Source organism: Candidatus Blochmanniella camponoti, from assembly GCF_023585825.1.
In the GTDB taxonomy this organism is placed as follows: Bacteria; Pseudomonadota; Gammaproteobacteria; order Enterobacterales; family Enterobacteriaceae; genus Blochmanniella; species Blochmanniella camponoti.
This window is the reverse complement of record NZ_CP097751.1, coordinates 310,207-323,306: the sequence shown is the minus strand read 5'-3', so window position 1 is coordinate 323,306 and position 13,100 is coordinate 310,207. Positions and strand designations below refer to the sequence as shown.

The window sequence follows — 13,100 nt, the reverse complement described above, 5'->3', positions numbered from 1 at the left end:
AGTTACATTCATACTTTCTTCGACTATATTACCGAGGAAGATATCAGATGAATATATCAAACTTTATTTGGTTTAATGGAGAAATCGTACCATGGAAGGAAGCTAAAGTACATGTAATGTCTCATGCTTTGCACTATGGATCATCAGTATTTGAAGGTATGAGATGTTATAATTCACATAAAGGTCCCGTTATATTTCGTCATCGTGAACATATACAAAGATTATATAATTCCGCAAAAATTTATCGTATGCCTATTTCTTGGAGTATTGATGATTTGATGGAAGCCTGTAGAATTATTATTCGAAAGAATAATTTAATTAATGCATATATCCGTCCTCTCGTATTTATTGGAAATGTAGGCATGAAAATTAATCCGACTCCCGGATACGCCACCGACATTGCTATAGCAGCTTTTTCTTGGTTGCCTTATCTGGGAGAAAATTCTTTAACACAAGGGATTGATGTTATGGTATCTTCCTGGAATAGAGTTCCAGCAAATACCCTTCCAAGCACAGCGAAGGCTGGCGGAAATTACCTATCATCTATGTTAATTAGTAATGAAGCTCACCGCAATGGTTATCAAGAAGGAATAGGTTTAGATATATATGGTTATATTTCAGAAGGTTCCGGTGAAAATTTATTTGAAGTTAAAAATAATATTCTTTTAACGCCACCATGTGCTTCTTCTATTTTACCTGGAGTCACACGTGATGCTATTATTAAATTAGCAGTAAATATTGGTTTAGAAGTACAAGAACAGGTATTGTCCCGTGAATCTCTATACATAGCTGATGAAATATTTTTGTCTGGTACTGCCGCCGAAATAACTCCAGTACGTAGTGTAGATGGAATTAAGGTAGGTGCTGGTATGTGCGGACCCATTACTAAAAAATTACAGCACTTATTTTTTAATTTATTTACCGGAATCACTGAAGATCAATGGAATTGGTTAGATCCAGTGCATCAGCAATACTAAATTGATGCAAATATTAATTCTTAAGATCATCAATATTCAATAATATAGGATACTGGAGTTTAAATATGCCTAAATATCGCTCTACTACTACTACGCATGGTCGTAATATGACTGGTGCTCGAGCATTATGGCGTGCTACAGGTATGACCACTGCAGATTTTGATAAAATGATTATTGCTGTAGTTAATTCATTTACCCAATTTGTTCCTGGGCACATACATTTACGAAACGTAGGAGCATTAGTGTCTGAACAAATTAATATTACTGGAGGAGTTGCAAAAGAATTTAATACCATTGCAATAGACGATGGAATTGCCATGGGTCATAGCGGCATGCTATATTCTTTGCCATCTAGAGATCTTATTGCTGATTCTGTGGAATATATGATTAATGCCCATTGCGTTGATGCTATGGTATGCATTTCTAATTGCGATAAAATAACACCTGGAATGTTAATGGCGGCATTACGTTTAAATATTCCAGCTATCTTTGTATCAGGTGGACCAATGGAATCTGGTACAGTAACTTTGTCTGATCAAAACGTTAAGTTAAATTTGATTGACGCAATCACTTGTTCAGTAGATCCTAATATTTCTGATGTTGATCAACAACGCATTGAATCGGCAGCGTGTCCTACATGTGGGTCTTGTTCAGGGATGTTTACGGCGAACTCCATGAATTGCTTAACAGAAGCATTGGGATTAGCACAACCGGGTAATGGATCGTTGTTGGCTACTCATTCTGATCGTAAAAAATTATTTTTGAATGCCGGTAAATATATTGTTCATTTAGCCAAATCTTATTATGAAGAAAATAATTATTCTGTTTTACCGCGTAATATAGCTAACAAGTCTTCTTTTGAAAATGCAATGATGTTAGACATTGCAATGGGTGGCTCTACTAATACTGTATTGCACTTACTTGCGGCCGCTCAAGAAGGAGAGATAGATTTCACTATGGCAGATATTGACAAATTATCTCGAAAGGTACCACATTTATGCAAAGTCGCTCCAAATACTCAACGATATCACATGGAAGATTTTCATCGAGCTGGAGGAGTAATGGGTGTACTTGGTGAATTACATCGTTGTGGTTTATTACATGAAGACACACGCAATATATTGAATAAATCTTTATTAGAAACGTTATTAAATTATGATATTGTTTCATGTGATAATTTTGAATCAAAAAATATGTATGCTGCAGCACCAGGAGGAATACGTAGCATACAAGCTTTTATTCAAAAAAACAGATGGACTTCGTTAGACACGGATCGTTGCTCTGGGTGTATTCGTTCACGTGAACATGCTTATAGCCAAGATGGAGGTTTAGCAGTATTATACGGCAATCTTGCTGTCGATGGATGTCTTGTAAAAACAGCTGGAGTTCATATAAACCTTCAAAAATTTAGTGGACCAGCTAAGGTGTATGAGAGTCAAGAAGAATCTGTTCAAGCAATTTTAACAGGAAACGTACATTCTGGCGATATTATTGTGATTCGATATGAAGGACCAAAAGGTGGACCAGGTATGCAAGAAATGTTATATCCAACATCTTTTCTTAAATCCATGGGGTTGGATTTGTGTTGCGCTTTGATTACAGATGGTAGATTTTCAGGAGGAACATCAGGACTATCTATTGGTCATATATCTCCGGAAGCAGCTAATAAAGGATTAATTGGATTAGTACATGACGGGGACATAATTAACATCGATATTAGCATGCGTAGTATTACCTTAGAAGTTTCTGAGCATATATTAAAAATACGATATGCAGCAGAAATTGCTCGAGGAAATAAAGCGTGGACTCCAACAAACAGAAATAGAAACATATCTATTTCTTTAAAAGCATACGCCCACTTAGTAACAAGCGCAGACAAAGGCGCGGTTCGTGATAAATCTAAATTATTAGGATAACATCCTAAATGAAAAAACTTTATTCTTTTTCTCATGCACCATGTCCTGCAGAATATTTACGTACTGCTTTGCGCTCTCATGTGTATGAAGTAGCTCAAATAACTCCATTACAAATTATGAACAAATTGTCAGAACGTCTTGAAAATACTGTATTAGTTAAACGAGAAGATAGACAGCCAGTACATAGCTTTAAACTACGTGGAGCTTATGCTATGATTTCAAGTCTTAATGAAACACAAAAATCTTCTGGAGTTATTACCGCTTCAGCAGGTAATCACGCTCAGGGGGTGGCTTTTTCTGCTACTCGCCTAGGTATTACATCTTTGATTGTGATGCCTATAAATACTGCTGACATAAAAATAGATGCGGTACGTGATTTTGGAGGAAAACCGTTATTATGTGGAGCTAATTTTGATGAGGCTAAAATTAAAGCTATGTATTTAGCTGATAAACATCAATTAACTTTTATTCCTCCATTTGATCATCCAACGGTAATCGCGGGACAAGGAACGTTAGCTATGGAATTATTGCAGCAAGATGCTCATTTAGATCGCATTTTTGTTCCAGTAGGAGGGGGTGGTTTAGCTGCAGGTGTTGCTGTATTAATTAAACATCTTATGCCACAAATAAAAGTTATAGGAGTTGAATCAGCAGAATCGGCTTCATTATGTGCCGCCTTATCGGCTGGTATGCCAGTGTGGTTACATAAAGTAGGTCTATTTGCTGAGGGAGTAGCTGTACGATGTGTTGGTAATGAAACATTTCGTTTATGTCAAGAATACCTAGACGATGTAATTACAGTAGATAATGATGCAATTTGCGCTGCAATAAAAGATTTATTCGAAGACGTACGTGCTATTGCTGAACCCTCAGGTGCGTTAGCATTAGCTGGAATGAAGAAGTATATTCAAAAATATGCCATTCGAGGTGAAAGATTAGCTCATGTTCTTTCAGGTGCCAATATAAATTTTCATGAACTACGTTATATTTCAGAACGTTGCGAACTAGGAGAGCAACGAGAAGCGTTAATGGCGATTACTATTCCAGAAAAAAAAGGTAGTTTTTTAGAATTCTATAAAATATTAGGAAACAGATCAGTAACAGAATTTAATTATCGCTTCAATGGATCTAAAAACGTTTGTATTTTTATTGGTATACGTTTGAAGCACGGGCGTTCCGAAAGAAAAACAATAGTTCAAGAAATACTCGCTAATGGTTTTCACGTTGTAGATTTATCTGACGACGAGATGGCTAAATTGCATGTTAGATACATGGTAGGAGCACGTTTATTCCAGCCTTTACAGGAGCGAATTTTTAGTTTTGAGTTCCCAGAAGCTCCAGGAGCATTATTGAAATTTCTTCATACTTTAGGTGCTAATTGGAACATCTCTTTATTTCATTATCGAAATCATGGTACTGATTACGGACGTGTTCTAGCCGGGTTTGAACTATCTAGTCAAAAAGAATCAGAATTTAAAGAATATCTATCTAAATTAGGATACGAATGGCACGATGTTACAACTAATCCAGTGTTTGAAGTATTTTTAAATTAATAAAACATTTTAACGGAAAGTTATTGAATTATTTTTAACATTATTTAAGAGAGATATTTTATGGCTAATTATTTTAATACATTAACTTTTATAGAAAAATTAAAACATTTGGGAAAATGTCGATTTATGAGTAACAATGAATTTTCTAATGGAATTCAGGCATTATTATCTAAAAAAGTAGCTATAATAGGCTGCGGATCTCAAGGTTTGAATCAAGGTTTAAATATGAGAGATTCGGGGGTAAATATTACATACGCTTTACGTCATGAATCTATTCTTAATAAACAAGAATCTTGGGAAAGAGCAACACGGAATGGATTTCCTGTAGGAACTTATGACGAAGTTATTCCCAAATCAGATGTAGTTATTAATTTAACTCCAGATAAATGTCACACATCAGTGATACGACAAATAGAACCTTTAATGAAACATGGATCCACGTTGGGGTATTCGCATGGATTTCATATTGTAGAAGTTGGAGAAAAAATTCGTCAAGATATTACTGTCATCATGGTCGCTCCAAAATGTCCCGGTACAGAAGTTCGTCAAGAATATCAACGAGGATTTGGAGTACCTGCTTTAATCGCCGTACACGAAGAAAACGATACATATGATATGGGTATGACATTAGCAAAATCCTGGGCATTTGCACTTGGTAGTCATCGCGCTGGGGTATTAGAATCTTCATTTGTAGCAGAAGTTAAATCAGATCTTATGGGAGAACAAACTATTTTATGTGGAATGTTACAAGCCGGATCTATTCTTTGTTTTGATTATATGATTAGTAATGGTGTTAATGCTGCATACGCAGGAAAATTCATTCAATGTGGCTGGGAAGTCATAACTGAAGCATTAAAACAAGGAGGTATTACATTAATGATGGATCGATTATCTAACGCTTCTAAAATACGTGCTTTTATATTATCTGAAAAACTAAAAAATATATTAAAACCAGTTTTTGAAAAACATATGGAAAATATACTTAATGGAGTATTTTCTACAGAAATGATGTTGGATTGGGAAAACAATGATTCTAAATTACTTAATTGGCGAGAAAAAACTAGTCAACTGCCATTAGAACAAGCTCCAAGTTATCAACAAGAAATTTTGGAACAAACATATTTTGATTATGGGATATTAATGGTAGCTATAATCAAATCAGGTGTAGAATTATCCTTTGACACAATGATAAAATCTGGAATAGCACCAGAATCAGCATATTATGAATCATTACATGAGTTACCTTTGATTGCAAATACTATAGCTCGTAAAAAATTATATGAAATGAATATGGTAATTTCTGATACTGCAGAATACGGTAATTATTTATTTTGTGATAAGGTAGTACCTTTGTTAAAAAAGACTATAATGCCTAATTTAAGAACAGGAGATTTAGGTATGTCATCCAAAAATGTTAATGTTGATAACATTGTTTTGCGTAATACTAATGACATGATTCGAAATCATACAATAGAACAAGTTGGAATTCAACTAAGAAGTTATATGCAAAACATGAAAAGTCTATCGTTTAATTAATGATTAAAACGGAACTAAATTCTTGTAATTACAGTGATATTATTACAATGAAAGATTTCTGAGTTGATTCCTAAATAAGAATGAATTTTTTTTAAATAAAAACAATAAAAAATCATATTACATAGTCAATGATATAAATAATTTTAAATATTCAACAATATACATAAAATAAATAAATTAATATTAATTATATATAATGATTAGAAGAAAATAAATTATAAGGAGGATAAATGAATCAAATTATCATGCACCTGACAGATTCTAATTTTAAAGAAACGGTGTCAAATTCTACCAATCTTTTTTTGGTTGATTTTTGGGCTGAATGGTGCAATCCCTGTAAAGCAATGATACCTATTTTAGAAGATATTGCTGTTGAGTTTAATGACACATTAAAAGTAGCAAAATTAAACATAGATGAAAATCCAATAACTACAAAAAACTATGGAATTAAGAGCATCCCAACTTTATTATTGATTCGTCATGGAACGGTGTTATCTACTCAAGTAGGGTTGCTGTCCAAACCAAAATTACAAGAATTTTTAAAGATACATATATAAATGAGTACTTATTTGAAACATTTATAATTTTAAAATTCTTTTATATGTTAGTAGACGTTTCTTTAGGATTACAGTAGAATGACAGAATGTCGTATATGATTAATTATAAATGTTTATTTATAATGGAATATAAATATATTGCCGCTATATAATAGCGGCAATAACAGGTAATACAATTTAATCGTATAAATTGATTATAGACTATATTTCCAATATGGTTATATTGATTACCGCTGGATTTTTTTATAAATCTATTTTCTGTGATAATCCAATAGTAAGCACATACTTTAACGTTTATTCATGCTCGATATTGTAGGCATAGGATAGACAATCAAAATATGTGTTGTAAAGGAAATTATTCCATTATGTTACATGTATACTTTATTTTTGTAATACCAACAGTTATATAACTCCAATTTAAGAATCCATAATTATGAATCTTACAAAATTAAAAAATATACCAGTTTCTGAATTAGTACATCTCGGAGAAAGTATGGGTCTAGAAAATTTAGCACGTATGCGCAAGCAAGATATTATTTTTGCTATTTTTAAACAACATGCTAAAACTGGAGAAGATATTTTTGGAGATGGTGTATTAGAAATATTACAGGACGGTTTTGGATTTCTTAGATCTAGTGATAGCTCTTATCTTGCTGGACCAGATGATATTTATGTGTCTCCAAGCCAGATTCGTCGTTTTAATTTACGTACCGGAGATACTATTTCTGGGAAAATTAGACCTCCAAAAGAAGGTGAACGTTATTTTGCATTGCTTAAAGTAAATGATGTAAATTATGATAAACCAGAAAATGCTCGTAATAAGATTTTGTTTGAAAATCTCACTCCATTACATGCCAATTCACGATTACGCATGGAAAGAGGCAATGGTTCTACGGAAGACTTAACTGCAAGAGTATTGGATCTAGCATCACCTATTGGGCGCGGACAGCGCGGGTTAATTGTAGCGCCTCCTAAAGCCGGAAAAACCATACTTCTTCAAAATATTGCACAAAGCATGAGTCATAATCATCCAGACTGCGTATCAATAGTGCTTTTGATAGATGAACGTCCAGAAGAAGTTACTGAAATGCAACGTTTAGTGCACGGAGAAGTAATTGCATCTACCTTTGATGAGCCAGCATCTCGTCATGTTCAAGTATCTGAAATGGTAATTGAGAAAGCTAAGCGATTAGTAGAACACAAAAAAGATGTTATTATTTTGTTAGATTCCATTACTCGATTGGCAAGAGCCTATAATACTATAGTACCTTCATCCGGAAAAGTGTTGACAGGAGGGGTTGATGCCAATGCTTTACATCGTCCAAAACGTTTTTTTGGAGCGGCTCGTAATATGGAAGAAGGAGGAAGCTTAACTATTATAGCTACTGCTTTAATAGATACTGGATCAAAAATGGATGAGGTAATTTATGAAGAATTTAAAGGAACTGGCAATATGGAGCTACATTTGTCAAGGAAAATAGCTGAAAAGCGTGTTTTCCCGGCGATTGATTACAATCGTTCTGGAACTAGGAAAGAAGAACTATTAACTACTCAAGATGAACTTCAAAAAATATGGATTTTACGAAAAATTATTCATCCAATGAGTGAAATTGATGCAATGGAATTCATGATGAATAAATTATCTATGACTAAAACCAATGATGAATTCTTTGATATGATGAAGCGTTGTTAATTTATTGCAATAATTATTGTTTGCTGTATTAACACATATTTTTAAAAAAACTATTTTCCATTTTCTATGGCGACAATTTTCAGATTCTTATATAAAAATTTATTTAATAAATTATCTATATAAAATTTTTAATTGTTGTTCCTGTATATTTTTCATAATGGTTTATTTTTATGAATTAAGTATTACAGCAGTATTTAAAATACTTATATACCTATATATTTCCAATATCTTCACGTATAAGTAATAAATTTTTAATTAATTAAAATATATGATATAAGTGTCAGATATGTGATAGAATATGCATATGTTAATGTTGAAGATGTGTTCACATTATTTCTCTCATTTAATATATAGTTTTATGAGTATATCAGTATTTATAAATATTTTTTATATAAGATACACGATAAACTATAAAATACTCTTTGATTTTCATAGAAATTTTTTCTGCATGTTGTTTTTAATGAAATTCAGTAAACAATATATATGTACCAAAAAATTATTAATGCAAATTGATTAAACCAACCATATTTTGTTGATATTAATTTGCATTAAATATATATGCTAATTCAGCGTTCGTAGCTCAACTGGATAGAGCATCGCCCTCCGGAGGCGAAGGTTTCAGGTTCAAATCCTGTCGGACGCATTGATTTATTTAAATTTTTATGAAAAAATTGAAGTTAATCGATGGTGATTGTAGCTCAGTTGGTAGAGCTCTGGATTGTGGTTCCAGAAGTCGTGGGTTCGAATCCCATCAATCACCCATTAAAAATAAATGACATAAAGCGAAGGTGGCGGAATAGGAAGACGCACTAACTTCAGGCGTTAGTGTCTTGATCAAGACGTGAGGGTTCAAATCCCTTCCTTCGCAGAAAAATAATTATTATTATATCGCAAATGAAATGATTGGTTGTTAGTATTTCAATATTCTTCAATGGAAGATATATATAATATGAAAAAATTATATGAAAGTTAGTAAAGCATCGGCGAGTGGCGCAGCTTGGTAGCGCTCCTGGTTTGGGACCAGGAGGCCGGAGGTTCAAATCCTCTCTCGCCGATTCCCATAAATCATATTAAGAAAGATTAAGTATTTTTTGTTATTATAGTTTATATAACTTTTATATGTATTCATAGAAATGATTATTTGCATATGGATTAGAGTGTTCATAAATTATGAATTCTTAATTAAAATATGAGTTAGTATCTCATTGTTTGCTGACTGCGCTACAATAATATCTGTCCAACCTAAACGTCTAGCTAATTGAGCTAGACGCACACTTACTACGATTAATTTGCATCGTATTAACCAAGATGTACGATAAGATTCAGGAATTAAATAATATAGGTGTTGTAATATTTCCCAAGAAGTAACTACTACTATTTGAATATTTAATTCTAATAGCTTAAATAATTGTTCTTCTCTATTATACTGCAACGGTTGTCTAGTATAACATTCGCAGGATGCGACAAACACTCCTCTTCTTTGAAGAGTGTCGTCTAACACAGTACGTCCATTATTGCCTCTCAGAATAAGAGCACGCTTCCCATAGCTATATATTAGTTCAGGTAATTGTAACAAATTTTCACTAGTTTCCTGGATTGTAGGATATTTCACTAATATTCCTGATAACTTGTACATCATTACACTAGTCGCATGACCAATAGAATAATATGCTAATTTGGTAGGCCAAGATATTCCTATGTCAAGTAACTGATTATGAGCATATTTAAGTGCATTCTGTGATATAATGCACAAAAAATCTCCTTCAGAAAGTAGATTTAATTTTTGTTCTAATGAACATAATTCTTTTCCTGTAGAAAAGCAAATTAATGGCAAATGATATGCAAATTTACCAAAAGAAAATAATTTATTTACCAATTGTTCTCCATATGGAGAAGGACGAGTAATTAAAATATTCATAATTGTTAATTCGATACATGATTAAATTTAATCAAATAAAAACATGTTATTGTTTAAATTTAATTAATAAATCTTCAGCAAGGATAAAACCTAATTTTTCTGCTTGATCTAAAGGCGCTCTTCCTTCAGTACGAATAATCTTGCTACCATCAGGTAATCCAAGCAGTGCTCGTAACCATATTTGATCCTCTTCAATTTCAGCATAACTAGCAATTGGTAAGTGACAATAACTTTCCAAATAAGTAGTAACAGCGCGTTCCGCTTTGACACGAAATGAGGTTTCTTGATGATATAATGGCGATAATAAGGATAAAATATCAGCATCATCCGAACGGCATTCAATAGCTATAACACCTTGTCCCATTGCTGGTAATAGATCAGACGGATCAATATGAACACGAATGTACTCATGTAACTGTAATCGTTGTAGTCCAGCCACAGCTAAAACTATTGCATCATATTGTCCATATTGTAATTTTTTTAATCTAGTATCTATATTACCTCGTAAGTTACTGACTACTAGATCTGGGCGCTGCGCTCGTATTTGACATTGTCTGCGTAAACTTGATGTACCTATTGTACTACCAATAGGTAACGTATCTATGTTAGGGTATTTTAAACTAACAAAGGCATCACGTGGATCATTGCGTTTACATAGAACAGGAAGAATTAATTCATGTGGTAAAGGTACTGTAATATCTTTCATAGAATGAACAGCAATATCGGCACGAAAGTTTATTAATGCATGTTCTAATTCTTTAATAAATGCACCTTTTTTAATTTTATTTTTTGCATCAATATTTAAAAATTTATCTCCTGTTGTTACAATAGGCATTAACTCTATGTTTAATGTTGGATGATAATGTTTTAATTCATCATGAACATATTGAGCTTGACGAATAGCAAGTTGACTTTTTCGTGTAGCAATTTTTAAAATTTTAGTTTTCATCAGTATAATTATTCTAGGACAATATGATTGTAATCTTCAATTAATTTAAATGTTTTATATAATTATATTATAAGAGATCTTTGTTAGAAAATTTGTAAGATAAATAAATGTTTATTATTTTAATCAGTTTTAATTATTTTTTTATAATTAAGTAATAAGAGTAATACGTTAAGTTCAGATTTTAATCTTTATGCAATTAAAATGTTTAGGCAAATCATCAGTAGTTTTGTGACGATATTGTATATCGTATAAAATCATAGTATTTTGATATTTTAAAAATTAATATTTAAATAAATATTTCTTCGATAAAGTATAGAAAAAAGTTCTCTTTGTATATTATTATTTATAGTATTTAAATATTATCCCATTTAAAATTTAAATTTTTTATTATGTTTTTATAAATATTGAAAATAAAAAATTTTGTATAAAATGGTTTGATTATTATTAATTACAAAATTAATTTCATTTATTTACATGCGATACTTTAATTATTGATGAAAACAAAGAAGGTAACAAGTATTAATAATCTATGCATATAGATTATTCGGTATTTTTTAGTTATTTAAGTATTATCATTTTTGTTGTAATAGTTTAAAAGGATGCTTTTTTATAAAAAACTGTACTGTTATAAACAGTGATATTCTTGTTTTAAATAAGAGCATACCTTTATTGATCATTACTGATGATAAACATTATTATGATAATAAAAATTAATTTCAATAGATATATTAGTTATTATATAAAATTTATAAAATTCAAATAAATAATTAAAAAGATAAACATTATAAAGTATTTTTTTTGCGAAGGTGTTATGATGATTACACGGATGTAATCATTTTTTTATTTGTTATCATCCAAAAAAAATATTTTCTAAAAAGAATGAGCTTGTTCTTTGTGCTATGATATAAGTAAAATTCTTTATGTATTCTATTTTACAATGTAATCAACGGTATTTGCATTTCTTTCAGATGTTGCAATAAATATAATACAATCAATAATAGTTGAGTATAATAAAACATTAAAACCATTTACAAAGCTCAGTGATGCGTGATGTTATGCGAGGAAGGTATGCGATTTACCAAAATGAACGGGTTGGGTAATGACTTTGTCATCATAGATGCTATCACTCAAAATATACATCTTACTTCTGAAAACATCAGATATTTATCAAATCGATATTATGGAGTTGGCTTTGATCAATTGTTAATAGTAGAACCTCCTTATGATCCAACAATAGATTTTCATTGTCGAATTTATAATGCGGACGGAACGGAAGTAAGTCAATGTGGTAATGGTATACGTTGTGTTGCGCAATTTGTCTGCTTAAAAAAATTAACTAATAAACAAAACATTCATATTAGTACTCGCGCTAATCATATAATACTATCTATTATGAGTAACAATCGCGTATCTGTTAATATGGGATCACCTATTTTTGATCCAAAACTTATTCCGTTTTATACATCACAATATCAAAAAACTTATATTTTATTTTTACCTACACAAGTAATACTATGCGGTGTAGTATCTATGGGTAATCCTCATTGTATTATTTTAGTAGAAAAAATAGAAAATATCCAAGTTACTTCATTAGGATCGGCATTAGAAGATCATCATTGTTTTCCAGAACGAGTCAATGTAAGTTTCATGCAAATTATTAACTGTAATAATATTCGATTACGAGTGTATGAGCGCGGTGTGGGAGAAACTCAATCTTGCGGAACTGCCGCCTGCGCGGCAGTCGCCGTAGGTATTCAACAGGGGTTATTATATGAATCAGTAAACGTAAGCTTGCCTGGAGGTACTATATCAGTAAATTGGAAAGGGGCAAATAATGCATTGTATATGTCTGGATCAACATCTTATGTATATGATGGATACATTAATTTATAAACATACAATATATCTACCATAATGTTATTGTTTTTAACTCACACATTTTATATTGAAACTTTATTTAGTATTTAATTTTTATGCATTATATGAATATAATGTAGTGAT

Annotated in this window: 9 protein-coding genes and 4 tRNA genes; 11 read left to right on the top strand and 2 right to left on the bottom strand. The window is 31.6% G+C overall.

The window, feature by feature from the left end:
• The first annotated feature begins 47 nt into the window (after positions 1 to 47).
• From M9394_RS01355 to M9394_RS01310, 10 genes are all read left to right on the top strand, one after another.
• Positions 48 to 977, top strand: coding sequence for a branched-chain amino acid transaminase (locus M9394_RS01355; RefSeq protein ID WP_250250192.1), 930 nt, complete (start codon positions 48 to 50; stop codon positions 975 to 977).
• Positions 978 to 1,042: 65 nt separating this feature from the next.
• The gene (gene ilvD / locus M9394_RS01350) at positions 1,043 to 2,893 is read left to right on the top strand and encodes a dihydroxy-acid dehydratase (RefSeq protein WP_250250190.1); all 1,851 of its coding nucleotides are present in this window, start codon (positions 1,043 to 1,045) and stop codon (positions 2,891 to 2,893) included.
• Positions 2,894 to 2,901: 8 nt separating this feature from the next.
• The gene (ilvA, locus tag M9394_RS01345; protein ID WP_250247192.1) at positions 2,902 to 4,446 is read left to right on the top strand and encodes a threonine ammonia-lyase, biosynthetic; all 1,545 of its coding nucleotides are present in this window, start codon (positions 2,902 to 2,904) and stop codon (positions 4,444 to 4,446) included.
• A 60-nt stretch (positions 4,447 to 4,506) separates the two neighbouring features.
• Positions 4,507 to 5,982: a ketol-acid reductoisomerase gene (gene ilvC, locus M9394_RS01340; RefSeq protein ID WP_250250188.1), complete on the top strand. Its 1,476-nt coding sequence runs from the start codon at positions 4,507 to 4,509 to the stop codon at positions 5,980 to 5,982.
• Between the two features lie 230 nt (positions 5,983 to 6,212).
• Positions 6,213 to 6,539, top strand: a complete 327-nt coding sequence (gene trxA, locus M9394_RS01335) for a thioredoxin (RefSeq protein WP_250248073.1) — start codon at positions 6,213 to 6,215, stop codon at positions 6,537 to 6,539.
• 433 nt (positions 6,540 to 6,972) lie between these two features.
• The gene (gene rho, locus M9394_RS01330) at positions 6,973 to 8,232 is read left to right on the top strand and encodes a transcription termination factor Rho (RefSeq protein ID WP_250247195.1); all 1,260 of its coding nucleotides are present in this window, start codon (positions 6,973 to 6,975) and stop codon (positions 8,230 to 8,232) included.
• 569 nt (positions 8,233 to 8,801) lie between these two features.
• Positions 8,802 to 8,875: transfer RNA gene (locus M9394_RS01325), tRNA-Arg, on the top strand.
• A gap of 44 nt (positions 8,876 to 8,919) precedes the next feature.
• Positions 8,920 to 8,992, top strand: a tRNA-His gene (locus tag M9394_RS01320).
• A 22-nt stretch (positions 8,993 to 9,014) separates the two neighbouring features.
• A tRNA-Leu gene (locus M9394_RS01315) sits at positions 9,015 to 9,100 on the top strand.
• Positions 9,101 to 9,213: 113 nt separating this feature from the next.
• A tRNA-Pro gene (locus M9394_RS01310) sits at positions 9,214 to 9,287 on the top strand.
• Positions 9,288 to 9,400: 113 nt separating this feature from the next.
• On the opposite strand, the gene hemD is transcribed toward M9394_RS01310, so the two are convergent.
• Both hemD and hemC read right to left on the bottom strand, forming a co-directional pair.
• Positions 9,401 to 10,150, bottom strand: coding sequence for a uroporphyrinogen-III synthase (hemD, locus tag M9394_RS01305; protein WP_250250186.1), 750 nt, complete (start codon positions 10,148 to 10,150; stop codon positions 9,401 to 9,403).
• A gap of 46 nt (positions 10,151 to 10,196) precedes the next feature.
• Positions 10,197 to 11,099: a hydroxymethylbilane synthase gene (hemC, locus tag M9394_RS01300; RefSeq protein ID WP_250250184.1), complete on the bottom strand. Its 903-nt coding sequence runs from the start codon at positions 11,097 to 11,099 to the stop codon at positions 10,197 to 10,199.
• Positions 11,100 to 12,167: 1,068 nt separating this feature from the next.
• On the opposite strand from hemC, the gene dapF reads away from it, so the two are divergent.
• On the top strand, positions 12,168 to 12,992 hold the full coding sequence (dapF, locus tag M9394_RS01295; protein WP_250250182.1) for a diaminopimelate epimerase: 825 nt from the start codon (positions 12,168 to 12,170) through the stop codon (positions 12,990 to 12,992).
• The last annotated feature ends 108 nt before the right edge of the window (positions 12,993 to 13,100 follow it).

Bases quoted from the DNA above. Each gene is read 5' to 3' on its own strand.
- M9394_RS01355 (WP_250250192.1), top strand. From the start codon at position 48: ATGAATATATCAAACTTTATTTGGTTTAATGGAGAAATCGTACCATGG.
- ilvD (WP_250250190.1), top strand. From the start codon at position 1,043: ATGCCTAAATATCGCTCTACTACTACTACGCATGGTCGTAATATGACT.
- ilvA (WP_250247192.1), top strand. From the start codon at position 2,902: ATGAAAAAACTTTATTCTTTTTCTCATGCACCATGTCCTGCAGAATAT.
- ilvC (WP_250250188.1), top strand. From the start codon at position 4,507: ATGGCTAATTATTTTAATACATTAACTTTTATAGAAAAATTAAAACAT.
- trxA (WP_250248073.1), top strand. From the start codon at position 6,213: ATGAATCAAATTATCATGCACCTGACAGATTCTAATTTTAAAGAAACG.
- rho (WP_250247195.1), top strand. From the start codon at position 6,973: ATGAATCTTACAAAATTAAAAAATATACCAGTTTCTGAATTAGTACAT.
- hemD (WP_250250186.1), bottom strand. From the start codon at position 10,150: ATGAATATTTTAATTACTCGTCCTTCTCCATATGGAGAACAATTGGTA.
- hemC (WP_250250184.1), bottom strand. From the start codon at position 11,099: ATGAAAACTAAAATTTTAAAAATTGCTACACGAAAAAGTCAACTTGCT.
- dapF (WP_250250182.1), top strand. From the start codon at position 12,168: ATGCGATTTACCAAAATGAACGGGTTGGGTAATGACTTTGTCATCATA.